Source organism: Afipia massiliensis (assembly GCF_014203115.1).
GTDB lineage: Bacteria > Pseudomonadota > Alphaproteobacteria > Rhizobiales > Xanthobacteraceae > Afipia > Afipia massiliensis.
This window is the reverse complement of record NZ_JACHIJ010000006.1, coordinates 36,028-59,678: the sequence shown is the minus strand read 5'-3', so window position 1 is coordinate 59,678 and position 23,651 is coordinate 36,028. Positions and strand designations below refer to the sequence as shown.

24 protein-coding genes are annotated in these 23,651 nt (G+C 61.8%); 4 read left to right on the top strand and 20 right to left on the bottom strand.

Annotated features, from left to right (window positions below; translation table 11 throughout):
• Positions 1-42: 42 nt before the first annotated feature.
• The 8 genes from HNQ36_RS19895 to HNQ36_RS19860 all read right to left on the bottom strand — a co-directional run bounded on the left by HNQ36_RS19895 (position 43) and on the right by HNQ36_RS19860 (position 9,144).
• Positions 43-756 (bottom strand): ABC transporter ATP-binding protein, encoded by a 714-nt coding sequence (locus HNQ36_RS19895; protein WP_184087920.1) that lies wholly within the window; start codon positions 754-756, stop codon positions 43-45.
• The gene (locus HNQ36_RS19890) at positions 737-1,501 is read right to left on the bottom strand and encodes an ABC transporter ATP-binding protein (protein WP_184087918.1); all 765 of its coding nucleotides are present in this window, start codon (positions 1,499-1,501) and stop codon (positions 737-739) included. Before HNQ36_RS19890 ends, HNQ36_RS19895 begins: the two co-directional genes overlap by 20 nt.
• Positions 1,498-2,499: a branched-chain amino acid ABC transporter permease gene (locus HNQ36_RS19885; RefSeq protein WP_184087916.1), complete on the bottom strand. Its 1,002-nt coding sequence runs from the start codon at positions 2,497-2,499 to the stop codon at positions 1,498-1,500. The genes HNQ36_RS19890 and HNQ36_RS19885 overlap by 4 nt, the downstream gene beginning before the upstream one ends.
• Position 2,500: 1 nt before the next feature.
• Positions 2,501-3,367: a branched-chain amino acid ABC transporter permease gene (locus HNQ36_RS19880; RefSeq protein ID WP_184087914.1), complete on the bottom strand. Its 867-nt coding sequence runs from the start codon at positions 3,365-3,367 to the stop codon at positions 2,501-2,503.
• Positions 3,367-4,998, bottom strand: a complete 1,632-nt coding sequence (locus HNQ36_RS19875; RefSeq protein WP_184087912.1) for an amidohydrolase — start codon at positions 4,996-4,998, stop codon at positions 3,367-3,369. Before HNQ36_RS19875 ends, HNQ36_RS19880 begins: the two co-directional genes overlap by 1 nt.
• 78 nt (positions 4,999-5,076) lie before the next feature.
• Positions 5,077-6,252, bottom strand: coding sequence for an ABC transporter substrate-binding protein (locus tag HNQ36_RS19870; protein WP_184087910.1), 1,176 nt, complete (start codon positions 6,250-6,252; stop codon positions 5,077-5,079).
• Between the two features lie 61 nt (positions 6,253-6,313).
• Positions 6,314-7,771 carry a glutamine synthetase family protein gene (locus tag HNQ36_RS19865; RefSeq protein ID WP_246395463.1) on the bottom strand — a complete coding sequence of 486 codons (1,458 nt, stop codon included), beginning with the start codon at positions 7,769-7,771 and terminating at the stop codon, positions 6,314-6,316.
• Between the two features lie 14 nt (positions 7,772-7,785).
• Positions 7,786-9,144 carry an aromatic ring-hydroxylating dioxygenase subunit alpha gene (locus tag HNQ36_RS19860; protein ID WP_184087908.1) on the bottom strand — a complete coding sequence of 453 codons (1,359 nt, stop codon included), beginning with the start codon at positions 9,142-9,144 and terminating at the stop codon, positions 7,786-7,788.
• A gap of 463 nt (positions 9,145-9,607) precedes the next feature.
• Between HNQ36_RS19860 and HNQ36_RS19855 the strand changes: the two genes are divergently transcribed.
• From HNQ36_RS19855 to HNQ36_RS19845, 3 genes are read left to right on the top strand one after another with little or no spacing between them, the layout of a single operon-like run.
• Positions 9,608-9,931 (top strand): 2Fe-2S iron-sulfur cluster-binding protein, encoded by a 324-nt coding sequence (locus HNQ36_RS19855; RefSeq protein ID WP_184087906.1) that lies wholly within the window; start codon positions 9,608-9,610, stop codon positions 9,929-9,931.
• The gene (locus HNQ36_RS19850; protein ID WP_184087904.1) at positions 9,928-11,166 is read left to right on the top strand and encodes an NAD(P)/FAD-dependent oxidoreductase; all 1,239 of its coding nucleotides are present in this window, start codon (positions 9,928-9,930) and stop codon (positions 11,164-11,166) included. Before HNQ36_RS19855 ends, HNQ36_RS19850 begins: the two co-directional genes overlap by 4 nt.
• 60 nt (positions 11,167-11,226) lie before the next feature.
• The gene (locus HNQ36_RS19845; protein ID WP_184088389.1) at positions 11,227-12,024 is read left to right on the top strand and encodes an IclR family transcriptional regulator domain-containing protein; all 798 of its coding nucleotides are present in this window, start codon (positions 11,227-11,229) and stop codon (positions 12,022-12,024) included.
• Here the strand turns inward: HNQ36_RS19845 and HNQ36_RS19840 are convergent.
• Both HNQ36_RS19840 and HNQ36_RS19835 read right to left on the bottom strand, forming a co-directional pair.
• Positions 12,021-12,365 carry a 5-carboxymethyl-2-hydroxymuconate Delta-isomerase gene (locus tag HNQ36_RS19840; protein ID WP_184087902.1) on the bottom strand — a complete coding sequence of 115 codons (345 nt, stop codon included), beginning with the start codon at positions 12,363-12,365 and terminating at the stop codon, positions 12,021-12,023. The two genes, HNQ36_RS19845 and HNQ36_RS19840, sit on opposite strands and share 4 nt — an antisense overlap.
• Before the next feature lie 75 nt (positions 12,366-12,440).
• Positions 12,441-13,256, bottom strand: a complete 816-nt coding sequence (locus HNQ36_RS19835) for a dienelactone hydrolase family protein (RefSeq protein WP_184087900.1) — start codon at positions 13,254-13,256, stop codon at positions 12,441-12,443.
• A gap of 84 nt (positions 13,257-13,340) precedes the next feature.
• On the opposite strand from HNQ36_RS19835, the gene HNQ36_RS19830 reads away from it, so the two are divergent.
• Complete coding sequence (locus HNQ36_RS19830; RefSeq protein WP_184087898.1) at positions 13,341-13,829, top strand: winged helix-turn-helix transcriptional regulator; 489 nt, start codon at positions 13,341-13,343, stop codon at positions 13,827-13,829.
• A gap of 52 nt (positions 13,830-13,881) precedes the next feature.
• Here the strand turns inward: HNQ36_RS19830 and HNQ36_RS19825 are convergent, their stop codons facing one another.
• From HNQ36_RS19825 to HNQ36_RS19780, 10 genes are read right to left on the bottom strand one after another with little or no spacing between them, the layout of a single operon-like run.
• Positions 13,882-14,955, bottom strand: coding sequence for an acyl-CoA dehydrogenase family protein (locus tag HNQ36_RS19825; protein WP_184087896.1), 1,074 nt, complete (start codon positions 14,953-14,955; stop codon positions 13,882-13,884).
• Between the two features lie 4 nt (positions 14,956-14,959).
• Entirely contained in the window at positions 14,960-16,135 is a 1,176-nt protein-coding gene (locus HNQ36_RS19820) for an acyl-CoA dehydrogenase family protein (protein ID WP_184087894.1), read from the bottom strand.
• 6 nt (positions 16,136-16,141) lie between these two features.
• Entirely contained in the window at positions 16,142-16,954 is an 813-nt protein-coding gene (locus HNQ36_RS19815; RefSeq protein ID WP_184087892.1) for an enoyl-CoA hydratase, read from the bottom strand.
• A 15-nt stretch (positions 16,955-16,969) separates the two neighbouring features.
• Positions 16,970-17,485 (bottom strand): nuclear transport factor 2 family protein, encoded by a 516-nt coding sequence (locus HNQ36_RS19810; protein WP_184087890.1) that lies wholly within the window; start codon positions 17,483-17,485, stop codon positions 16,970-16,972.
• A 10-nt stretch (positions 17,486-17,495) separates the two neighbouring features.
• A complete protein-coding gene (locus HNQ36_RS19805; protein ID WP_184087888.1) occupies positions 17,496-18,992 on the bottom strand; it encodes an AMP-binding protein in 1,497 nt (498 codons plus the stop codon).
• Positions 18,989-19,954, bottom strand: a complete 966-nt coding sequence (locus HNQ36_RS19800; RefSeq protein ID WP_184087886.1) for a branched-chain amino acid ABC transporter permease — start codon at positions 19,952-19,954, stop codon at positions 18,989-18,991. The genes HNQ36_RS19805 and HNQ36_RS19800 overlap by 4 nt, the downstream gene beginning before the upstream one ends.
• Positions 19,954-20,820 (bottom strand): branched-chain amino acid ABC transporter permease, encoded by an 867-nt coding sequence (locus HNQ36_RS19795; RefSeq protein ID WP_184087884.1) that lies wholly within the window; start codon positions 20,818-20,820, stop codon positions 19,954-19,956. The genes HNQ36_RS19800 and HNQ36_RS19795 overlap by 1 nt, the downstream gene beginning before the upstream one ends.
• A gap of 56 nt (positions 20,821-20,876) precedes the next feature.
• Positions 20,877-22,085 (bottom strand): ABC transporter substrate-binding protein, encoded by a 1,209-nt coding sequence (locus tag HNQ36_RS19790; RefSeq protein ID WP_046827234.1) that lies wholly within the window; start codon positions 22,083-22,085, stop codon positions 20,877-20,879.
• Between the two features lie 29 nt (positions 22,086-22,114).
• Complete coding sequence (locus tag HNQ36_RS19785) at positions 22,115-22,816, bottom strand: ABC transporter ATP-binding protein (protein WP_046829536.1); 702 nt, start codon at positions 22,814-22,816, stop codon at positions 22,115-22,117.
• Positions 22,809-23,558, bottom strand: coding sequence for an ATP-binding cassette domain-containing protein (locus tag HNQ36_RS19780; RefSeq protein WP_184087882.1), 750 nt, complete (start codon positions 23,556-23,558; stop codon positions 22,809-22,811). Before HNQ36_RS19780 ends, HNQ36_RS19785 begins: the two co-directional genes overlap by 8 nt.
• Positions 23,559-23,651 lie beyond the last annotated feature (93 nt).

Sequence of the window (23,651 nt, the reverse complement as noted above, 5' to 3'; positions counted from 1 at the left end):
GGGCGTCTTCTTGTTGCTGACCCGGATACAATACCAATTCGATCAGTGAATGCCTACACCGAGCAAGCGGTTGACCAGCGACCGGTCCGATTTCAAATCCGCCGACACACCTTCCCAGACCGCGCGGCCACGTTCGACCACCATGACTCGGTCCGCGAAATTCAACGCGCGCTCGATCTGCTGTTCGACAAGGATAATGGTCATGTCCCCGCTTGTGGCGAGCCGGGAGATAGTCTCCATCAACTGGTCGCAGATCACCGGCGCGAGCCCTTCGAGAGGTTCATCCAGCAGCAGGATCGACGGCTTTCCAAGCAGCGTCCGCGCCATCGACAGCATCTGCTGTTCGCCGCCGGAGAGTTGCAGGCCAAGGTGGCGGCGCCGTTCCGCCAGACGCGGAAACATCTGGTAGATTTCCTCCAGCCCATTCCGCTCCCGCGTCTTGAAGCCGGTCGACAGGTTCTCCTCCACTGTCAGCGAGCGGAAAATATCACGCGTCTGCGGCACATACCCCATGCCGCACAACGCCCGCGCCGAGGTTCGCATCGCGCTGATGTCCTGCCCGTCGGCAAGAATTTTGCCGTGATGCCGCGTTGACAGCCCCATCAGCGTCGCAAGCAGCGTGGTCTTGCCGACGCCGTTGCGTCCGAGGATCGCGAGGCGGCCGCCGGCCGGCACCTCGAACGACATCTCCGAGACGATCTGCGTCGGGCCATAGCCCGCGCTGAGACGTTCGACCTCAAGCCGTGCGGCTGGCATCGGCATAGCTCCCCAGATAGGCGCGGCGGACTTCGTCGTCCTTTGTGACGTCCTCCGGACTGCCCTCGAAGATCAGGCGGCCATTGGCAAGCACAAGCACGCGCTTTGCAAACCGGAATACGAGGTCCATGTCGTGCTCGATCATGAGAACAGCAATGTCGGACGGCAGGCGATTGATCGCTTCAAGGATTTTCGGCGCTTCGTCGTGCGGAACGCCGGCTGCCGGCTCGTCCAGCATCAAAACCTTCGGCGTGAGCGCGAGGCCGATCGCAAGATCGAGCAGCCGCTGCTGGCCGTAGGCAAGCTTCGCGACCGGTAGCTGCGACAGGTGCGCGATGCCGAGCATGCCCAGAATGTGCATCCATTCGTCGCGAACCCGCGGAGCGAAAGTCTCCACCGAGAAGAACCGGCGCGTGAGACCCTTGCGCTGCATGACGGCCAGCGCGACGTTTTCGGCGACCGTCAGACTGGTGAATAAGCGTGTGATCTGGAAGGTTCGCGCCAGCCCCTGCCGGACGCGGCCGGGGATGGAGACTGCCGTCAAGTCGTTGCCTTCGAAGAAGATATTCCCGTCGGACGGAGCCAGATCACCGGAAATGACGTTCACCAGCGTGGTCTTGCCTGCGCCGTTCGGCCCGATCAGCGCCACGCGGTCGCCCTTGCCAAGACTGAAGGATACGTCGCGGTTGACGTGAAGGCCGCCGAAGGACTTCGACACATTCCGCAGTTCGAGCAGCGAAGTCATGATCCCGGCCTCCGCTGCGAGAAGGATGACCAGAGCGAAGCGATACTGTGCCCAAGCCCGCGCGGGGCGAAGATCACGATCAGGATCAGAAGCAATCCGACCAGCGTCATCCAGTGGAATGGATTTGCCGCCGACACGATATGCTCGAAGATCTGGAAGATCACCGCGCCCGCCAGCGCGCCCCACAGGTTCCCGGCCCCACCCAGGACCAGCATGACCAGAACTTCGGCTGATCGCTCGAAACTGACGCTGTCGAGCCCGACGACGCCGGTGTTGATCGCCATCAGCGCGCCGCCGAGGCCAGCGACGATACCCGACACGCCATACATCACGACGAGTCTCGGATAGGCCGAAGCGCCGATCATCAGCGCGCGCAGGCTGTCGTCCTTGATGCCCCGGCACAACAGGCCGAACGGAGACCGGACGAACCTGAGCAGCAGCACCATGACGACCGCAAGCGTCGCCAGCGAAAAGACATACGACGTCCGGCTGTACATATCGAATGTGAATACGCCAAAGATCGGCGCGGGCGTAATGCCCGACAGGCCGTCGCTGCCGCCGGTCAACGATGACAGCTTGTTTGCCAGCGAACTGACGAGCTGGCCGATGGCAATGGACAGCACAAGCTGCGGCAGCCCCTGAAAGCGCGTGATCAATGCGCCGGAAATCAGGCCCATGATGGAGCCGGTGAAAGCGCCGATAGCGAGCAGGACCAGCGGATTTGTAATCCCGGCGATACAGGCGTTACCGACCGCATAGGCGCTGACGCCGAACAAGGCCGCCTGCCCCAGCGTGGCGACGCCGCAATAGCCGGTGACAAGATCGAGCGAAAGCACGAGCAGCGTAATGCTGATCAGTCGCGTCAGGAACGCGAGATCGTCGGGAAACGCGAAGTATCCTATCGCGCCCACGACCGCGACTGTCAGCAGGCCGAAAACCTCCTGCTGGAGCGGGAAACCGCGCCGCGGCACATCGTATTTGATGATCTCTTCGGCCATCTCAGTGAACCCGCCCCAGAAGTCCGCGCGGAAACAGGAACACAGTCAGGATCACCGCGAGATAGAAGAAAAACTCGCCGAACTCCGGCGCCAGATATTTTCCGGTTGTATCTGCAAGCCCCAGAAACAGCGACGCCGACAGCGCGCCGAGGATCGATCCAGCGCCTCCCACCGACACAACGACCAGGAACGTCACCATGTAGCGCAGTGCATAGAACGGTTCGATCGGCAGCATCTCCGCGCCGAGCACACCGCCGAATGCCGCCAGACCGACCGCCAGAGCGAACGTCGCCGAATAGATCCACTGCGTACGGATGCCGAGCGATTCCGCCATGTCGCCGTTATCGACGGCCGCGCGCATCCGCACGCCGAACTCCGTCTTGTCGATCAGCAGCCATAGCGCCAGCGCGGTCACAAGCCCGCAGGCGATCACCAGCAGCCGATGCGTCGCGATCATGCGGAAGCCGAGATCGAACGGGCCGCTGAGTGCGACCGGCAACGGGATCGGTTTCGATGTCGGGCCGAGCGTGAAATTCGCCAAACCGATGATGACGAATGTGATGCCGATCGTGAGCAGAAGCTGGGTCAGCGCATCGGAGTGGCGATAGATGCGCCGATACAGCAGAACTTCGAACGGGATCGAGATGATGATCGTCCCCACCACCGCCATTATAATGGCAATCGGATAGCTGACGCCGAGCGTCTTCAGCGCATAGGACGCGAGATAGCCGCCGATCATGGCGAACGCGCCATGGGCGAGGTTCACAACGCGCATCAGTCCCATCATGATCGACAGGCCGATGGAAATCGTGAACAGCACCATCCCGTAGGAAATCGCGTCCAGCAGAATGCTCAGCGCGGTCAGCATCAGTGAACCTCTGCCTTTGTCTTCGCTGGCTGAGAGGCCGACAGCGTATTATGACGCACGACACCACGAAGCACCGTCATCAGCACCTCGGTCGCAGCCAGATCGGTGGAGGCGTCGAACGGGTCGCGGTCGAGGGCGATAAAGTCTGCCGCCATTCCCGGCGCGAGCATTCCGCGCCACTCTTCCTGCTTCATCGCGAAGGCGCCGCCGTGGACATAACTTCCGACGGCCTGACGGCGGGTCAGCGCCTCATCCGCACCGATCGGCGCGCCCAGCGATGCCCCGCGATCCACCGCATTCGCCATCCCGACCCACGGCGACACATGCCCCGTCGGTGCATCGGAACTGCCGACGTAAGTGACACCGGCATCAATCACGGAACGCGCGGGATACTTGCTGTTGGCATCCGGTCCGAACGCTTCGAGGATCGAACGGCGCATCCGCGCCAGGAAACTCGGCTGCGTGACGATCAGGGCGTCGAGCGCCTTCATGCGCGCAAGACCGCCCTCCGGCGGACAGAAATAATGCTCGATGCGGTGGCGCAGCTTTTGTCCCGGCAACGCTTTTTCAGCCTTCTCGAATGCCGAGATGATGCGCGCGGACGCGCGATCCCCGACGCAATGGGTTGCCGTTTGCCAGCCGCCGAGATGCGCTTCGACAATCACGCGTTCGAGATCGGCCTCATCCCGCATGAAGAACCCGTGCGACTTGGTATCGGCAAACGGCTTTGTCACCGCCGCGGTGCGCGCGCCGACGATGCCGTCGGCAAAAAACTTCAGCGTCATCGCCTGCCAGTCGGGATCACGGCGGGGCATAAAGCCACGCGCGGCGGCATCTTTCGGATCGAGCTGATACATGAATCCAAGGCGGATCGGTGAGAACGAGGAATCCTGGCGAAGCAAATTCCATACCGCGAACTCGTCATCGAAACCGCTGGTGAAACCAACCGCGGCTTCGACAGCAGCCGTGAGGCCCATGCGGATGCTGTCTTCGATGGTCTCGCGCAATGAAGCAGCCATCGCGGCCGGATCAACCGCCGGGATCGCCCGGAAAACATTCTCGGCGGCACTTTCCTTGGCACTGCCATCCAGCCGTCCGCGCGCATCGCGCCCGAACGAGCCGCTCGGCGGATCGGAGACACCCTCGCCGATCTGAAGCAGCTTCAGAGCGGCGCTGTTGAGGATCGCGGTATGCCCGCAGAAGCGGCGAATGATGACGAGATGATCCGGGACCGCGGCGTCGATTTCGTCCCGCGTCGGATAACGATGCTCCGCGAGATTGTTTTCGTCGAAACCGACCGCCCTGATCCATTGCGCGGGCGCAGTTGTCCTTGCCGCCACCGACAGGTGACGCAGAACATCCGCAACGGTGCGGACGCCCGGTCCATTCAACTGGATCTGCTGCCGCTCGTTGGCGATGGCAAACAGATGAACATGTGCGTCCGTCAAACCGGGGATAATCGTCGCGCCCTGCATGTCGATAACACGGGCAGCGTCTGGTCCATCCTCGTCATCGCCGACCCAATCAATGACGCCCTTTCGCGTCACGAGCGAACGGGCCGGACGGATATCATCCGCGGACCGGTAGATCCGCGCATTGATGTATCGGATGGAGTCCGGGCTGTGCAGCATGGCTCGGTTCTGTCTGTCCGGTCGTAAAAGATTGGCGCGAGCGAACCCGCGCCAATCCATGCATGGCGGATAGGTGGCTTAATTCTTGACCAGCGCCCAATCAGGCTGGGCTTCAAATGTCTGAAGCTCCTTGTTGATGAGCTTGCCGTTCTCCTTTGCCACTTCGCGCAGATAGACGTTCTGCGTGATGTGACGCGTCGTGGGATCGATCGACACCGGGCCACGCGGGCTAATCCACTTCATGCCCTTGACCGCGGCGACGGCCTTTTCCGGATCGCGCTTGCCATTGGTGGCCTCGATCATCTTGTAGATCACGCGCGCGCCGTCATAGGCGGCTACCGACGTCATCGTGACGTTATCAACGCTCGTTCCAACCTTGGCGAGCCTTTCGAGGAACGCCTTGTTCTCCGGCGAAGCGTGCGACACGGCGTAGTGATAGGTCGAGAGAATGCCCAATCCGTTGTCGCCGATGTTCGGCAGATCTGGCTCGGTCACGACGTCACCCGTCGAGATCAGTTTCACGCCGGCCGACTTGAGGCCGTTGTCGATATAGCCCTTCACAAATCCCAGGGTCGGAGGACCAGCAGGCAGGAAGGTGAAGATCGTGTCGGCGCCCGAACTCTTGATCCGCTGCATGATCGGGCTGAAGTCGGTGGTCGCGATCGGCATGCGAATGGCTTCGACGATCGTTCCGCCGTCAGCCTCGAACGTCTTCTTGAACGCGGCTTCGGCATCGATGCCAGGACCGTAATCGGTGACCGCGATGGCAACCTTCTTCGCACCCTTCGCCTTCGCAACTTTCGCGGCGGGAACGGTGTTCTGCCACATGGTGAAGGAGGTGCGGACGATGTACGGGCTTTTCTCGACGATGGCCGAGGTCGCGGCATTGAAGACGATCATCGGGGTCTTCGCTTCCTCAAGCAGGGGCGCGACCGCCAAGGCGTCCGGCGTGAAATAGAGGCCGGCGATGTATTGCACCTTGTCCTTGACCAGGAGTTCCTGCGCCAGCGCCTTGGACTTCGCTGGGTTCGGCGATTCCTCGTCGCGGTAGATGAACTCGACGTCGTGGCCCGCGACCTTGGAGCCGTGCTCGGCCACCCAGGCATCAATACCGGCCTTGAAGTTCTGGCCGAACAGCGCATACGGCCCGGACATGGTGCCGATGACGCCGACCTTGATGGTGTCGGCATGGGCCGCTCCCGACATCAGTCCAGCAACTGCCAGCACGCACGCGTAGTTCACTGTCTTTTTCATATTCGTCCCCTGCTCCTGTTTATTTGATTTAGTTTACGTCAAGCCTGTCCGGCGCGCCGCATCAGAACATCTCGAAATATTCGCGCTGCTCCCATTCGGTGACTTCGGCTTGAAAGCGCTCGATCTCGGCGTTCTTGATGTGCACGTAGTAGTCTACCAGTTCGGCGCCCATTGCGTTCCTGAAGAATGGATCGTCGTTCAGCGCGAAAACGGCCTCGCGCAGCGACTTCGGCAGTAGACTGGCCTTGGTCTCATAAGGTGTATCCGCAGACGGCCCGGGGTCAATGGAGCGATCCACGCCATCCAGCCCCGAGAGGATTTGCGACGCCATATATAGATACGGGTTGGCCGCGGGCTCGCCGACGCGATTCTCGAACCGCGTAGCCGGGTCCTTCGGGCCGCCCAGAACGCGGATCATGACGCCCCGGTTGTCCCGGCCCCAGATCGCGCGATCCGGCGCCAGCGAATAGGACCGGTAGCGTTTGTAGCCATTGATCGTCGGCGTCGTGAATACGGTCGCCGCGCGGGCATGGTCGAGCAATCCGCCGAGATAGCCCTTGCCGAAGTCCGACAGGAATTCCCCATCGGTGTCGGACATAAAGGCGTTGCGGCCGTCAGATTTCGAAACCAGCGACTGGTGCAAATGCCAGCCCGACGACACGACGTTGGGAATGCGCGGGCGGCACATGAAGGTCGCGTGATAACCATGGCGGTGGCAAATCTGCTTCACGGCGCTGCGGAACAGCACCATCGTATCGGCCGGATCGAGCCCGACCGTCGGCGCGAAGGTGAACTCGCACTGGCTGGGGCCGAACTCGACCTCGATCGACCGCAGCGGCAGACCGAGTGCGACGACATCGCGCCGGATTAGTTCGAGCACCGGCTCCATCTGGTCGTAGCGTTGCTCGGTCAGATACTGGTAGCCGTGGGATAGAAGACTGACCTCCGGCGGCTCGCCAGGCTGTCCGGCATCGCCGGGCTGCATCTTCGGATCGCTGACCTTGAAGACGTGAAACTCGACCTCAAGCCCCGCCACGAAGTCATAGCCGCGCGCGGCCAGCTTGTTCAGGACCGACTTGTATAATCCGCGTGTCGCGAACGGCACCGGACGGCCGTCGGCGAAATGAACATCGCACAGGACCCAGCCCGTGGTGGGTGCCCAGGGCAGCACCCGGAACGTTGTCGGATCGGGGACCATCAGGACGTCAGCCGCGCCCTGCATTTCCTTCATCCCGAAACCACCACCGGCGGTGAACACCGGAAACACCGTGCGATGCGAGGTGTCTTTCGCAAGCATCGTGGTCGTGATCGAGCAGCCGCTTTCAAGGATGCGCAGCGCTTCGCTCGCAACCAGCGTCTTGCCGCGCAGAATCCCATGCTGGTCGGGAAACGACAGACGAATCGTATCCAGTCCCTTTTCCTCGACAATGCGCCGAAGCCGGACTGCCGCTTCGTTCTGCTCCTCCGACCAAAGACGATGTCGTGCGACAAAGCTCAATGACGTTGCTTTCCCTGACATTGGCTCAGCAGACCTTATTCGGCCGCAGTGAGATGCGGCACCTTCGCGGCGATTTCAGTCGGGATCGGCGCGGCCCACGGCGCACCGCGCCGCCGCTTCACGTCGACTTCCATCCAGTAGATTTCCCAACCGCGCGTCGGCCCGATGCCGTCCATCGTTGCTGGCCCCTGGATGCTGCGCGCGTGCGCTTCATCGAGGAACAGCAGCGGTTTGCCACCGGCAACCGCCTTCTCGATTTCCTGACGCAGCAGCCGGCGATACTGCACGATCCCCTTGTCCGACTGCCCGAGATGTTCGCGGGTGCGGTTCTGGATAGCGCCCATCGACTCCACCGCCCATTGGTCGTGGACGTTGATGTCCAGACCCATGCCGGTATAGGTCTCGGTCGCCTGCTCGTGCGGATCGAAGCCGTAGTCGTTGGTCTTGTTACGCCGCGAGATATAATCTGGCAGTTCGTACAGTTCGAGCCGCTGCTCGCGCATCTTCTTCTTGTCGACCGGCTTGGTGTAGCTGGTGAAGATCGCATACCAGTAGCAATGGGTGTCATCGACCGGCACATGCCACTGCGTGATCGTCATTTCCTGACTCATCGGAATGACGAAGCCATGCGGGAACAACTGGTTGGTGACACGCACGTGAGTGAGTTCATCATCGATCTGGCGCAACGCCACCAGACGCAGGCCATACTCCGTCTTCTCGACGTTAATGATCGGACGATCGTACTCGCGCAGAATTTTTGTCATCGGCATATCGCTGCCGGCGGACGCGCCGCGGAATTGCTTGCCGTAGGACTTTTCCAGATCTTCGTCCTCGAAGAAGCGATGCAGGAACGAGGCATGTGCCGGATCGATGCCGACTTCCAGTGCCTGCAGCCAATTGCATTCGATCAGTCCCTTGAACGCAAAGGTATAGGCGTCGGGCGCGACGAAGCAGTCGATCTCCGGAAACGCCGGCGGCTCGCCCGCGCCGAGATAGGCCCACAGGATGCCGCCCTTCTCCACAACGGGATAGGCGCGCTGCTTGATGTTCTTGCACAACGATGAGCCGACCGGCTCGGCCGGCGTTTCGAGACAGTTGCCCTGGACGTCGAACAGCCAACCATGGAAGGCGCAGCGCAAACCGCCGTTTTCAAGCCGCCCAAAGGCGAGGTCCGCGCCACGATGCGGGCAATCGCGATCCATCAAGCCGTAGCGGCCCTGCTCGTCGCGAAACAGGACGAAATTTTCGCCAAGCAGTTTCACGGCCCTGATCGGCCGCGGGCCTTCGAGTTCGTCGACCAGCGCCGCCGGCTGCCAGTACATCCGCATCAGTTTCCCGGCGGGATCGGCTGGACCCGTGCGGGTGATCAGATCGTTCTGCTCTTGGCTCATCATGGCTGTTTCGTCCTTCCAGTCCCGAGAGGATTATTGCCGAAATCATCGATGGCGCAGGCCAGTCGAGGTCTCGGTTCGCCGAGATGCTTCGGCGATTGAAAACCTTTCCGCCGCAACACGCGAGGCCCGGCAGAAGCAAAATCGCCGCATACGGCAACTTCCTGCACATCTGCCGCGGTTGCTCCGCGCCTTGTCAGTTCGGACGTTCGCATCGTGCTCGTTTGCCTTAGATCAATGTTCGATGTTCGAACATATGTGCGATATATGTTAGACTGACTCCAAACAAGAAATCGCGCAAGCGCAATTTGAAGGCCGAGAGCGCCTATTTGTGCTGCAAATGCGAAAAGAGACGCAATGCCGGGTGAAGCGGATAGCAGCCTCCATTAGCTTGATATGTTCGATGATCGCCCATATGTTCGTTAATTGAACTTTGCTGCCAAGCCACAACAACGGATGCAGTGATATGGCCCAGATCAGATTCATTCAGCAGGACGGCTCCGAGGCCGTCGTGACCATCGACAGCGGAACGAGCGTCATGCTCGCGGCGATCCGCAACGGAATTTCCGGCATCGATGCAGAATGCGGCGGCTGTCTCGATTGCGCGACGTGCCACGTCTACGTAGAAGAAGGCGCTTCGGGCGTGCTGGCTCCGCCGCAACCGGAAGAACTCGAACTGCTCGGCTCGGTTGCCGCCCCTCGCAAATCCAACAGCCGCTTGAGCTGCCAATTGAAGCTCCCGTCCTCGATCACATCCCTCACCGTCCACATTCCGGAGGCACAATCATGAGCGGGCTCGTCGTTGTCGGCGCATCGTATGCCGGGATTCAGGCAGCCCTGTCCGCGCGCGACTCAGGATATGCGGAGCGCATCACGGTTGTCGCCGACGACCATCTGCTGCCCTATCAGCGGCCTCCCCTGTCCAAGGACTTCCTGCTCGACAAGGTCACGCAGGACAATCTGGTCCTTCGCGACGACGCGTTTTTCAAGCTGAAGCAGATTAATCTCATTCTCGAGACTCGCGTGCATGCGATCGACCGGCATACGCGGAAGCTTTCGATCAACGGCAACACGACACTCGATTTCGACAAGCTGTTCATCGGCACCGGATCTCACGCGCGGCGTCTGGCCCTTCCGGGCTCAAACCTCGACGGCGTGTGCTATCTGCGTTCGATCCGCGACGCGGTGGGCCTGAAGGAACGGCTGCGGCATGCAGCCGAGATTGTCGTCATCGGCGGCGGTTTCATCGGCCTCGAGGTCGCGGCGTCCGCCAGCAAGCTCGGCAAGAAAGTGACCATCATCGAGAGCGCGCCGCGCCTGCTCGAACGTTCGGTCTCGCCGCTCGTCTCGCAATTCCTGCTCGATCTGCACACAAGGCACAGCGTCGATATCCGCCTCAACGACACCGTCGCAGGGATCGAAGGACAAAACGGCCGCGTGGCATTCGTGACGACGCAAGGCGGTGCGTGCCTGCGCGCAGATCTCGTTCTTGTGGGAATCGGCGGCGTGGCGAACGATCAGCTTGCACGCGACGCGCAACTGAACTGCACCAACGGAATCGTGGTGGACGACCACGGCATGACCGACGACCCCGGCATTTTTGCCGCCGGCGACTGCGCCAATCACTACAACGCCTACGCCGGAGACTGGCTGCGACTCGAATCGGTGCAGAACGCGCAAGACCAGGCCAAGGCGGCCGGGCTGGCGATCGCTGGAAAAACCGGCCCCTATGACAGCGTGCCGCGCTTCTGGTCCGATCAATACGATGCGAAACTGCAGACTGTGGGAATCTCGCGTAATTTCGATCGGCAGGCGGTGCGCGGATCGTTGGAAACCGGACAGTTCTCGGTTTTCTACTACAAGCAGGACAGACTGTGCGCCGTGGACAGCGTCAGTCGCGCAGGCGATCAAATGGCTGCCAGACGACTGATCGGCAGTGGCATTTCACCGACGCCGGAGCAGGCGGCCGATCTCTCCTTCGATTTCAAATCGCTTTTGACAACGATCAACACGACTGGTGCATAAACCGGCGAAATATGGTCTCGTCTATCGGATCGACACATGAACCGGAAGAACTTGACCAGCATGCCCCGCGTGAAGCGCACCGCAGAGGAAGAAGAAGCCAGGCGCGACGGGGGCGAGTTCATCGAAAGCCTCGACCGCGGCCTTCGCGTGCTGCAATCGTTCGGCATCGAACACCGCCCGATGACGCTGAGCGATATCGCCAAGGCGTCCAATCTGCCGCGCGCCACTGCGCGCCGAATCCTCCTGACCCTCCAGAAGTCAGGCTTTGTCGCAGGCGACGAGCGGCTGTTTTCGCTGACGCCGCGCGTGCTGGCATTGGCCTCGGCCTATCTCTCGTCCAATCAGATCGTTGCCGTCATGCAGCCGCTGATGGACGAGATTTCGACAAAGGCCCACGAGGTCTGTTCGCTTGCAATTCTGGATGGGCAGGAAGCCGTCTTTGTCGCCCGAGCCAGCCCCGCGCGGGTATTTTCCGCCGGGATCGATATCGGCTACAGGCTCCCGGCCTATTGCACGTCCGTCGGCCGCGTTCTGCTCGGCCGTCTCTCAAATGACGAACTGACCTCCACCATCGAGTCCATGACCTTGGCCGCCCAGACGCCGGAAACCGTCACCGACAAATCCATCGTCATCGCCACCATCATCAGCGACCGGAACAAGGGCTATTCGCTGGTGGACCGCGAAGCCGAACCCGGCTTCCGCTCGATTTCGGTCCCTATCCATCGATACGACGGCGCAGTCGTGGCGGCGGCGAATATCGGCGCGCATGTGGATCGCATCACGACCGGCGAAATGATCGATCGCTTCCTGCCGCTGCTGAAGGATATGGCCATCTCAGCAAAACCGCTGCTGGTCTAGCTGTCGAGCAATCGCTTCTTGTAAGCCTGCGGATCCATATCGCGAATATCGACGCTGATGCTGTGCACGCGGATCAAAAGACCCGCGAGGGCTTTTCTCAGTTCGGTGCTGAGATGCTCCTTCTGTTCTGGCGTCCGTCCCGCCAGAAGATAAAGCGACAGGTGAAAGAACGATCGCTGCTCGCCGGCGACGAGATAGTCGGTAAACGGCTGCGCCCGGATCTTGAGATCCTCGGCTTGGACGACACCGGTGGACGCAGCCGCGCGATGAAGTGCCAGCATGACGTCCTGCATCGGGGGCATGTCGGGTGACGTGGAATAGTGACAGACAAGATGAGGCATGACGTTCCCTGCAATTCGGCAGAGCAGATCATGCAGCCGTGTTCGTCCGCAGTCCAGCCGCCGTCGATGCTCTTCCTACGTGAGCCGATGCTTGAAGAACGACAGGATCTCATCGCGTGCGGCGATGGTCGGCTGTCCTGCTTCGTCGATCAGGTGTGCCGTCACCACGCTGTGAGGTGTCGTCACATGGGTTGCGAAGAAAGACGGCAGGTCCGTGTTGGCCGCACTGTCTGGGAGCACGCGCGCGACGAAGCGGTCGCCGAGCGCTTCGGCGAACGCAGCGAAGCGCTGCGCCTTGCAGAACTTGTCGCCCGCGAAGCGATAGGCCATGACGGTGAGGTCTTCGCGCTCGAGGCGCTCGCGAACGGCCGCGAGTTCATCGGGAGTCATCGCCATTCCGGCGGGATCGTTGAGCGGCAGCGAGGGCTGTGACACGACCGGCGCCAGCATCGCTGGCTCCAGCATCATCGACAGCGCGAAATTTCCGGTAAAGCACATGCCGATCGCACCCACGCCGGGACCACCGCGCTCGTCGTGCGCGTGTCGCGCCAGCGCCCGGAGCCACATCGTGACCGGACTGGACTCGTTGGCGGCGAACGCACGGAACTCGGCGCTGACGCACGCGCGCTGCATCACGGCCACACCTTCCTCTGCGCTGACCAGCGCACCGTCACGGCCGAACAGCGACGGCATGTACACCGTGAATCCCGCATCGCGCACCCAGCGGCTGAACCGCGCCACATGCGGGCTGATGCCCGGCATCTCCGTCATCACAATCACGGCCGGGCCGGTTCCGGACACATGCACCACCTTTGTCACGCCGTTCAGCGTAATCTCGCGAGCAACGAAATCCTCAAGTGCATCGTCCTTGTTCACGGGCCGGGTTGGCATTAATAGCTACTCCATTGAGTCCAATTATTGGACTCAGATGCTATCCACCTAGATCCAATTTTGCAACTCAGATAATATGACGTCATGACCGACGCCCCCCTCATCCGCCGCTCCCCTGTTCCACCAGGCGACTGCAATCTGTGGAAAGCATTCGAACTGATCGGCGACCGCTGGACGCTGGTGATTTTGCGATCGGCGTTATACGGCGTCCGGCGGTTCGATGATTTTCAGAACGAACTGGACGTTCCCCGAAGCGTGCTGAGCAATCGCCTCGCCCGGCTCGTTGAAAACGGCCTGATGGAGCGCCGGGACTATCGCGAGGACGGACAACGCGCGCGGATCGAATATCCGTTGACCAAAAAGGGCCAGTCCCTCGGCCTGTCCTTTACCGCATTGACCGAATGGAGCGATCACTGGATCGGAAACGGCTCCGGGCCTTTGACGCTCCGGTCAAAGACAACGGGACAGAAGCTTGCCGTGGCCCTCGTTGATGAGCACGGCAATCCAGTGAAGAGGGACGACGTCGAGACGGTGATCACCCTCCCGCGCCGGTCTACGCAAGCAAGGAAATAGACGCCGCGACGTTACCGCGGACCTATCGGTTGCCGTGGACCAGCCGTAGCCGTCAACCGGAATAGTTTTCCGCGCAGGCATCCTCGTCGCCGAACAGCAGCGGCAAGGTCAGCAATCGGCGGAAGTAACCCCCAACCGGTGTCTCGTCGGCCATGCCGATGCCGCCGTGGAGTTGCACGCTGTCCTGCGACACCTTGAGCGCAGCACGCGCCACAGTGAAATGCGTCGCCATCACGGCCTGCCGGCGGGCGGACACATCGTCTTCCTCAAGAAGACCGGCAGCACATTCGACCACCGATCGCGCTTCGGTCAGCGCCATGTCCATGTCGACCAGCCGGTGGCGCAACACCTGGAACGCTGACAGCGGTTCACCGAACTGATGCCGGACCTTGAGATAATCCCGCGTCAGATCGACCAGCATCGACATCGCGCCCAGCGCCTCGGCGCAGTGCATGGTGACGAGCACATCCCTGCCCCATGCAATCAGCCGCTCGGCCTCTGCACCGCGCGCAAGCTCCGAGTCCGGCTGAAGCGTGATGCCGTCGAGGCGGAGCGTCGCATAAGGCGCGCCATCGATTCCGATCACGGACTGCTCGACCGAGACATCGGACTTTCGCACCAGAACGAGCGCAGGTTCGCCATCGTTGCACGTCGCAACCAGAATGATGAAATCTGCTTCGGCCCCGAATGGCACAAGACGGACAACACCGCTCAACTTGCCGTCAGTCAACGTGACAGCGCCGCGCTCGCTTTGCGCGATCCCCGGAATGTCCACCGCCACGGTGACGGAGCCGGAGCCGAGGCGTTCGCGAAGCTGGGCAAATCGATCAGCCGCCGGAACGCGGCTAAGCAGCGATGTCGCCGCAGCACCCGATGAAATGAACGGCGATACCGCGCCGCTGCGGCCAAGCCGCTCGGCCAGCAACGCCAAGGCCCGCGAATCCTGCAAGCCGCCATCGCTTTCAGGCAATGCCGCCGAGAGAATTCCAGCCTGCGCAAGCTGCAGCCACAACGGCCGCCAGCCGTCCTTGATCAGCGCCGGCTCGCCCAGCAGATGATCGAGGGCATCAACAAGGAGCCCGTGCTCCTGCTTGGGAACGAAAATGACATTGGCGGTGTCGGACATCATGTCACCCCAGCAGGCTCTTTGCCGCGATGTTGCGCTGAATCTCGTTTGAGCCTGCGTAGATCGTGGTCTTGCGGTAATTGCAGTAGGTCGGCGCGACGTTGGCCAGCTCAGAATCGAGCGCCAGTGGCGTGTTGCTGAGATCGGCCGCGCGCACCGGCAAGGCACTGCGGCCGAGCAGACGGACCTGCAGTTCAAGCACATCCTGCTGCAGGTGGGAGCTCAGAATTTTCAGGTAGGGCGCGGGCAACCCAACCGCGTCGCCGCGCTCTTCCGCGCGAAGAAAGCGCAAATTGGTCAGGTCGGCCGCAGCGATCCGCATCTCCAGCGCGGCGACGCGCGCAGCAAACAGCGGATTGTCGAGACGAGATTTCCCGTTCGTCTGCGCCAGCCGCTTCAGCCGCGCGACCTCGCGTTTGCAGAAGCCCATGCCGCCGAAGTTCAGCCGTTCTTTCTCGAGCAGATACTTCGCGCAGGTCCAGCCCTGTCCTTCCTCGCCAATCCGGTTGGCGACGGGGACGCGGACGTTGTCGAACCAGACCTCGTTGACCTCGTGCGCGCCGTCGAACGTGATGATCGGCCGCACGGTGATGCCGGGCGTTTTCATGTCGATCAACAGGAACGAGATGCCGTCCTGCTTGCGCCCGTCGGATGCGGTCCGCACCAGACAGAAGATCCAGTCGGCGTCGTGGGCTTCGGTGGTCCAGATTTTCTGACCCGTGACGAGATAGTCGTCGCCGTCACGCACAGCCCGGGTCTTCAGCGATGCAAGGTCGGAGCCGGAACCCGGCTCCGAATAGCCCTGACACCAATAGTCCTCGAGCGAGGCGATCCGCGGCAGGAAACGTTTCTTCTGCGCGTCGCTGCCAAACTTCATGATCACCGGCGCGACCATCTTGAGACCGAACGGAACGACCTCGGGCGCGCCGGCCTGCCAGGCCTCGTCCTCGAAAATATAGCGCTGGATCGGGGAGAACCCGGGACCGCCATGTTCAGCGGGCCACGTGTAGCCGCCCCAGCCGCGTTCATGAAGCAACCGGCTCCATGTCACTTTGTCCTCGCGGGTCGGGCGCTCGCCGCTCAGCATCCGCTCGCGCAGATCCGCCGGCAGCTTGTCGTCGAGAAATGTCCGGACCGTGAGCCGGAACGCATCTTCTTCGACGGTGAACAGACGTGCCATCGTGCCTCAGGTCCCTGAGAAATTCGGCGGGCGCTTTTCGAGGAAGCTCGCGACGCCTTCCCGGAAATCGTCGCTGCGGGCTGCAAGCTCCATCTCGCGGTTGGCGTAGATCGTCGCCTCGGCAAGGCTCTGGAACGGCACTTCGTAGAGCTGACGCTTGATGACGCCGACCGCGCGCGGCGATGCGAAGTCGACCATGTCCTTGACATATTCCATGGTCTTGGCGCGCAGTTCCGCCGCCGGATAGAGCCGGTTCACGAGACCGATTTGCAGCGCTTCCGCGCTTGAGACCCGCCGCGCGGACATCAGCAAATCAAGCGCATTGGAGTGGCCGATGATGCGCGGCAGCATCCAGCTCATGCCGTGTTCGGCGATCAGCCCGCGGCGGGAGAACGACGTCGTAAACACGGTGTTGTCAGCCGCAAAACGAAGATCGCAGTAAAGTGCGTGAACAAGACCGATGCCGGCAGCGGCGCCGTTCAACATTCCAATCACAGGCTTGGAGATCGCCGGATAGAACGAATAGCGCGTCTGCCAGTCGGGCCGCCGATTCATGTCGAACGGCTTCATCCACTGGTCGCTCTTGATGTCGTTGGGATCGAGCGTCTTTAGTTCCTCCATGTCGGCGCCGGCGCAGAATGCGCGGCCAGCCCCGGTCAGGACAATGGCGCGCACGCCGTCATCGCTGGCTGCTGCCTCCATGGCGAGGCGCACCTCGCGCTCCATGGTCGGCGTCCACGCATTCATGCGATCCGGCCGGTTCAGCGTGATGGTCGCAATGCGCGATTCAACGTCGTACAGGATGTGCTGATAGGTCATGCTACAAGGCCTCGCTCAGGATTGCGGTGGACGCTTCCGCCAGTTCGGTTGCTTCGACAGATAGGTGGCGGTTTCGGCGCGCTCTTTCAGCCAGCCGGTCCAGCGAGCGAAGACCTTCGCCATGCGCGCCGGCTCAACGCCCAACTGCTGCATCGCCACGCCGCCATTGACGGATTCGCGATACTCCGCGATCAGGCCGTCGCGAATAATGAAACGGCTCATGCCGTCGATCACAACGAAGTTGCCTTTGAACTGCGGCACCAGTGACGTGAAGCTCGACAACGACCACGCATAACCCATGCGGCCGTCGAACACCGGATCGAACATCTCCCAGCGATAGTCGTCGTCGGCATCCCGGCGGAACAGGTTCTGCAGCATGTGCGCGATATCCTTGCGTCCATGATGTGCGCCGTAGATGTAGTCGTAGTAGATCGCATCCTCGGTGAAACAGCGCGCGAAGCGCTCGCCATCGGCCACCTCCGCGGCCAGCGTCATTTCCTCGAGCAGCGAGGTGAATTCCTGCGTATTCATCCATCCGTCCTTATTGTGGATCGCGGCCAAGGTCCCGAAGCCGGCGGCGATCGATCTTTCCGGTTGCGTTCCGCGGCAGCGCTTCCATGAAGCGCACTTCGCGCGGCACCTTGTAGCGCGCGAGCTGATCACTGCAGCGCTGAAGCAGCGTCGCCTCCGGCACCGAGGCGCCGGCGTCCAATACGACATAGGCGACAATGCGCTCGCCGAGCCGGTCATCGGGAACGCCGATCGCAGCGACCTCGTAGACGCCTTCGACCGCGTGCGCGACTTCCTCGATCTCACGCGGATAGATGTTGTAGCCGCCGGAGATGATCATCTCCTTCTTGCGGTCGACCACGAACAGGAAACCGTCCGTATCGACGTAGCCGATGTCGCCCGAATGCAACCAGCCGTCACGGAAAGTCTGTGCCGTCAGCTCCGGCTGACGGAAATAGCCGCGCGCGACGCCAGGCCCCGCAACGAGAATTTCACCACGCTCGCCGCGGGGGACATCCCGGCCCTCGTCGTCGACAATCCGCAATTGCACGCCGAGATAGGGCTGTCCGGCCGAGCCGGATTTGCGCGGCGCGCCCCACAGGCGGCAACCTGTGACGGAGGGGCTCGCTTCCGTCATACCGTAGCCTTCGGAGATCGCGACGCCGAACTTGATCTCGAACTTGCGATGCACGTCTTCCGGCAGTGCCTGGCCGCCGGCGACGCAGGCCCGCCATGACGACAGGTCGAAGCCGGCGGGAATTTCCTCGCGCAGCAGCGTCCAATACATGGTCGGGACGCCCATGAAGACGGTAATTCGCTGCGAATGAATCGTCGCAAGGACCGCCGCAGCATCGAAACGTTCGACCAGCGTGACCGATGCGCCTGCGAACAGAAACGCTGTGTAGAGACAGGTGTGACCAAACACATGGCTCAGCGGGAGGCCGGTCAATCCCCGATCGTCTGGTGTCAACCGCAGCAGATCGAAAGCGAAGGCCTGCGCATTCCAGAAGATGTTGGCGTGCGAGAGTTCGATGCCCTTCGGCAGGCCGGTCGATCCCGATGAATAAAGGATGAGCGCGACATCATCGGAGCCTGCGCGTGGCAACGGCTGCGGCTCGGCTTCGTCGGATGTGAACGGCTGCGCGTCGATATCGACCACGGAGCTGATGTGACCGACACTCTGGCGCAGTTGCGCAGCCATCGCCGCACGCGCAAACACCACACGCGGCTCGCAATCGGTGATGATCGCGGCTAGCTCGGCCGCCGCCAGCAGCGGATTGATCGGCACCGGAATCGCGCCAGCCTGAAGCGTACCTTGGTAGAGCACGACCCATTCCACGCAGTTCGGCAGCACGAACATCACGCGGTCATTGGCGGCGACACCGAAATCACGCAGCCGTACGGCGCAACCAGCCGCACGGCGGTCGAGCGTGCGATAGCTCAGCGCCTGCTCGCCCACGCGCAGCACCGGTGCATCGGGCTGCGAGATGGCGTGATGCCGAACGAAGCTGCCGATATGCACGCTCACGGAGCCTTCTTCCCCCTGCCCGTGATCGACCTGACACCATCGACCACCGCCGGCACCAGACCGCGCGGCAGGAAGATCACCACCAGGATCAGCAACAGACCATAGGCGATCAGGCGATAGATTTCAGCCACGCGCAGCGCTTCCGGCAGGATCACAGTCAGCGCACCGCCGATCAGCGGGCCGGTCAGCGTACCGCTGCCACCCAGGATGACCGCAAGAATGGCGTTGAGCGATGCATCCGCGGAGAACGGCGTCGGATTGATGAATCCCATGTAGTGCGCGTAGATCGCGCCGCCAAAGCCCGCCAGTGACGCGCTGAAGATGAACGCGAACAGCTTGTACTTCCAGCAGGCGATGCCCGCAGCTTCAGCGAAAGTCTCGTTCTGGCGGATCGCCAGCAACACCCGGCCGACCCGCGACCGCACCACAGCGGCCACGATCCACATAACAAGAACCAGCGCCGCCAGCGCGAGATAGTAAAAGGCGCGACGCTTCTCGAATGCGATTTCAATGAAGCCGAGATTGATCGCTTCAGGCGACGGAATGCTCGGCAGGCCGGGCTCGCCCTTAGTCAGCGAGATCCAGTTCACCAGCACGATGAACACCACCATATTCATCGCCAGCGTCACGATGGCGAAGTAGTGACCCTTGACCCGAAGCGACGGATAGCCCGCGATCGCCGCGGCGACCGCCGTGATGAACGGGGCCACCAGCATCGAGAGCCACACCGGAAATCCTGCGCGCATGCTCAGCAACGCCGAGGCATAGGCGCCAATGCCCATGAACGCGCCCTGCGCGATCGAGACGTAGCCCGTATAGCCCTGAATGACGTTGGCGCCCTGCGCGACGATCATGAAGATCATCGCCAGGATCGCGAGGTGGATGAAGTAGTTCACCGTCACGAACAGCGGAAAGACGATTGCGGCAGCAATGACCGCAACAATGGCAAATCGCGTCCACATCAGCGGCTGCTCCTGCGCATCAGGCCTTCAGGTCGCACCAGCAGAACAAGGATCATCAGCAGGAACGAGATCACGTCTTTGTAGGCCGACGACACGAACGCCGCAGCGAATGCTTCGGACACGCCGAGCACCATGCCGCCGACGATCGCGCCGGGGATCGAGCCGAGGCCGCCGAGGATCAGCACCGCAAAGCCCTTGATGACGAGCCCGCTGCTGACGCCCGGCGCCACCGCGAACAGCGCGCCGACCAGCACGCCGGCCGCGACGCCCAGCGCGGAACTTAGCGCGAACACGAACATCGACACGGAATTGACGTTGATGCCCATCAGCACTGCCGCAACGCGATTCTGCGCGACCGCGCGAACCGCCATGCCGATCCACGTACGCTGGATCAGAAGCGTCATTCCGATGACCAGGATCGCGGCGATCACCAGCACATAGATGCGCAGCTCCGGCATGGTCACGCCGCCGATATTGATGACATTGACGAACGGCGTCGGGATGATGACCTGATCGATACCGAACGCGAGCAGATTCAGCTTCTCGATAATCAGGGTCAGTCCGAGCGCGATAATGAAGGAATTGATCGGAGGTGCGTTACGCACCGGATAGTACGCGACACGCTCAAGAACAACGCCGAGCAGTGCGCCGACGGCCATCGCCAGAATGAATGACGGCAACAGGCCGATCCCGAGCGCCGAGATCAGGAAATAGGTCAGATATCCGCCGAACATGGCGACGCTGCCATGCGCGAAGTGCGCGATGCCGAGAATGCCGAAGATCGTCGTCAGGCCGAGTGCGATCAGCGTGTAGATGCTGCCGACTACGAGGCCGTTGAAGATCTGCTGGATGAAATCGATGAGCATGAGCTGGTCCGATGATCAGCCCGCGGAACATTCCGCGGGCTGAATTAGGTCTGCGATCAATCCTTGACCGTCTTCAGGAAGTTCGAATAGGCCGCAGCATCCGACGGAAGCTCCTTGACGAAGGCCCAGTTGCCGTTCTTCCACTGAAACGCGCCATTGGAGATGTAGGCTTGGCCCTTGTCGTCGAACATCCGGCCGTTGATCGGCAGGTACTTCAACAATGCTTCCTTCGGAACCGGCAGCGCGCGGATCGTGTCCTGAATCTTCTTCAGGTCGGTCGTGGTCTGCGCGGCCTGCAGCGCGTCGCGTAGCACATAGACCTGGTCGTAGGCATAGGCCAGGTTCGGCGTTGGGTTCTCGTTGTACTTCTTCTTGTAGCGATCGGCGAAGGCGACCGCCTTCGGGCCGAGGACGTCGGCATTGAACTCGATGGCCAGAAGATCCCATGCGCCGTTCATCTGCTCGGCGGTGGCAACCTTGGTGAACTGCTCGGCGCTGCCGCCGGAGAAGCCATAACGCTGAACCTTGATGCCGAGTTCGGCAGCCTGACGGTGGCTGAAGGCAACCTGCTCGACGTAGCCCGACACGAACAGCGCATCCGGATTGAGGCCACGCAGCTTGGTCAGCTGGGCGGTCATGTCACGGTCCTGACCGCCGAAGGTTTCGATCGCAACGACCTTGCCGCCGGCTTCCTCGAACGCCTTGACCAGCGCATCGCGGTACTGGGTGAACAGCGCCACGTCGCGCACGGCGAGAACGCCAAGAGTCTTCACGCCCTGCTGGGCGATGAACTTGCCCGCGGCTGCTCCGGTGTAGTCACCGGGCGGACGGGTACGGAATACGTTCTTGTTGCCGATCGACGTGATCGAGCGCGCACCAGCGGTGCCGACCAGTACGATAACGTCTTCACGACCGATGAACGAGGCCATCGCGCCGCCCGAGGCGGAGCAGCAATAGCCGAGGATGAACTTGACGTCGTCGCGGTCGATCAGCTTGCGCGCGACGTTGGTGGCTTCGGTCGAGTCCGCCTTGTCGTCATACTCGATGGTCTTGATCTTGTAGTTGTCCGCGCCCACCTTGATGCCGCCGGCACCATTGATCTCCTCGATCGCAAGATCGATCGCCTTCTTCTGCGGCACGCCGTAGACAGCGCCGCCGCCGGTCAGCGCATCGCTGTAACCGATCGTCAGCGTCTTTTCGGCGGCGAATGCGCCGGGCGCTCCGATCAGCGCTGCGGACAGCACCGCTCCCAACAATTTCTTCATAAGTATCTCCTCCTGTGAGTTTTCTTGCTTCAAAAACCGAGATAGGCGTTCTGGACGTCCTTGTTGCCCGAGAGTTCGGCCGACGACCCTTCAAGCACGATCAATCCCGCCTCGATCACGTAGCCGCGGTCGGCAACGCGAAGCGCCATCGAAACGGACTGCTCGACCAGCAGGATGGTGACGCCCCGCGCCTTGATCGCCAGCAGCGTCTGTTCGATTTCATCGACCACGCGCGGCGCGATGCCGAGCGATGGCTCATCGAAAATGCAGAGTTTCGGGCGCGCCATCAGCGCACGTGCGATCGCCACCATCTCCTGCTCGCCGCCTGACAGCGTTCCGGCATTCTGCCCGGCGCGCTCGCGCAAACGCGGAAACAATGTCATCATCTCATCGAGGTCGTTCTTGATCGCGCTACGCCGGCGCGTATAGGCGCCGAGCTGCAGGTTCTCCATCACGGTCATTTCCGGAAAGACCTGACGGCCTTCCGGGCACATCGAAATGCCGAGTCCTGCAATTGTGTGACCGGGCAGGCCCGCGGTGGAGCGGCCATCGAACATGATCGAGCCGCCGATTGGCGACATCAGCCCGCAGACGGTCTTCAGAATGGTGGATTTGCCGGCGCCGTTCGGGCCGATCAGCGCGACGCATTCGCCCTGGCGCACATTGAAGGACACACCATGCACGACCTCGACCTGGCCGTAAGCAATACGCAGATCGGAGACTTCAAGCATGATCGCGATGCCCAAGATAGGCGTCGATGACCGCCTGATTGTTACGGATTTCAGCTGGAGTGCCCTCGGCAATCTTCTGGCCAAAGTTCAGCACGACGATGCGGTCGCAGACCTCCATGATCAGCCCCATGTGATGTTCGATCACCAGCACGCTGATGCCGTGCGACGGCAGGGAGCGGATGATGCCTGCCAAGGCGCGGCGCTCGCTGGCGACCATGCCCGCCGCTGGCTCGTCGAGCAGAATGACCTTCGGCTTTGACGCCAGCGCCACAGCGATCATCAGCAGGCGCTGCTCGGCCGCCGACAGCGTCGAAGCGATCTGGTCCCGGCGCTCCGCAAGGCCGACCAATGCAAGCGAGCGCTCGGCGTGGGTGGCCAGTTCGAGATTTTCGCGTTTGGCCGAAGCTGTGCGCAGAACGGACTTCGCCGGGCCTTGCTTGAACAGCGTGTGACACCCGAGCATCACATTTTCGAGCGCGGTATCTTCAGGGAATATCTGCGTGCTCTGGAAGGTGCGCGACAGGCCTTTGACCACAGCCGCATCAATCGGCTTGCCGGTCAGCAATTCATCGTCGAGCCAGACTTCGCCTGCGCTGACAGGCAGTGTGCCGGAGAGAAGATTGACGCAGGTCGATTTGCCGGAGCCGTTTGGCCCGATCAGCCCGACGACCTGTCCACGATCCATCGCGAACGACACATCGCGCAACGCCTGCACGCCGCCGAAGCGCTTCGAGAGTCCCACTGCCCGTAACAACTGACGGGAGCTGCTTGCCCCTGCCGGGCTCGTTCCATCTCGTACTTGGTCCGCCACAACGTCCTGCCATACCCGGCGCGC

Bases quoted from the DNA above. Each gene is read 5' to 3' on its own strand.
- HNQ36_RS19820 (WP_184087894.1), bottom strand. From the start codon at position 16,135: ATGGCACGTCTGTTCACCGTCGAAGAAGATGCGTTCCGGCTCACGGTC.
- HNQ36_RS19840 (WP_184087902.1), bottom strand. From the start codon at position 12,365: ATGCCTCATCTTGTCTGTCACTATTCCACGTCACCCGACATGCCCCCG.
- HNQ36_RS19825 (WP_184087896.1), bottom strand. From the start codon at position 14,955: ATGTCCGACACCGCCAATGTCATTTTCGTTCCCAAGCAGGAGCACGGG.
- HNQ36_RS19865 (WP_246395463.1), bottom strand. From the start codon at position 7,771: ATGTCAGGGAAAGCAACGTCATTGAGCTTTGTCGCACGACATCGTCTT.
- HNQ36_RS19890 (WP_184087918.1), bottom strand. From the start codon at position 1,501: ATGACTTCGCTGCTCGAACTGCGGAATGTGTCGAAGTCCTTCGGCGGC.
- HNQ36_RS19810 (WP_184087890.1), bottom strand. From the start codon at position 17,485: ATGAATACGCAGGAATTCACCTCGCTGCTCGAGGAAATGACGCTGGCC.
- HNQ36_RS19860 (WP_184087908.1), bottom strand. From the start codon at position 9,144: ATGATGAGCCAAGAGCAGAACGATCTGATCACCCGCACGGGTCCAGCC.
- HNQ36_RS19795 (WP_184087884.1), bottom strand. From the start codon at position 20,820: ATGCTCATCGATTTCATCCAGCAGATCTTCAACGGCCTCGTAGTCGGC.
- HNQ36_RS19830 (WP_184087898.1), top strand. From the start codon at position 13,341: ATGACCGACGCCCCCCTCATCCGCCGCTCCCCTGTTCCACCAGGCGAC.
- HNQ36_RS19895 (WP_184087920.1), bottom strand. From the start codon at position 756: ATGCCAGCCGCACGGCTTGAGGTCGAACGTCTCAGCGCGGGCTATGGC.
- HNQ36_RS19875 (WP_184087912.1), bottom strand. From the start codon at position 4,998: ATGCTGCACAGCCCGGACTCCATCCGATACATCAATGCGCGGATCTAC.
- HNQ36_RS19785 (WP_046829536.1), bottom strand. From the start codon at position 22,816: ATGCTTGAAGTCTCCGATCTGCGTATTGCTTACGGCCAGGTCGAGGTC.
- HNQ36_RS19815 (WP_184087892.1), bottom strand. From the start codon at position 16,954: ATGACCTATCAGCACATCCTGTACGACGTTGAATCGCGCATTGCGACC.
- HNQ36_RS19870 (WP_184087910.1), bottom strand. From the start codon at position 6,252: ATGAAAAAGACAGTGAACTACGCGTGCGTGCTGGCAGTTGCTGGACTG.
- HNQ36_RS19835 (WP_184087900.1), bottom strand. From the start codon at position 13,256: ATGCCAACCCGGCCCGTGAACAAGGACGATGCACTTGAGGATTTCGTT.
- HNQ36_RS19885 (WP_184087916.1), bottom strand. From the start codon at position 2,499: ATGGCCGAAGAGATCATCAAATACGATGTGCCGCGGCGCGGTTTCCCG.
- HNQ36_RS19880 (WP_184087914.1), bottom strand. From the start codon at position 3,367: ATGCTGACCGCGCTGAGCATTCTGCTGGACGCGATTTCCTACGGGATG.
- HNQ36_RS19855 (WP_184087906.1), top strand. From the start codon at position 9,608: ATGGCCCAGATCAGATTCATTCAGCAGGACGGCTCCGAGGCCGTCGTG.
- HNQ36_RS19790 (WP_046827234.1), bottom strand. From the start codon at position 22,085: ATGAAGAAATTGTTGGGAGCGGTGCTGTCCGCAGCGCTGATCGGAGCG.
- HNQ36_RS19845 (WP_184088389.1), top strand. From the start codon at position 11,227: ATGCCCCGCGTGAAGCGCACCGCAGAGGAAGAAGAAGCCAGGCGCGAC.
- HNQ36_RS19800 (WP_184087886.1), bottom strand. From the start codon at position 19,954: ATGTGGACGCGATTTGCCATTGTTGCGGTCATTGCTGCCGCAATCGTC.
- HNQ36_RS19850 (WP_184087904.1), top strand. From the start codon at position 9,928: ATGAGCGGGCTCGTCGTTGTCGGCGCATCGTATGCCGGGATTCAGGCA.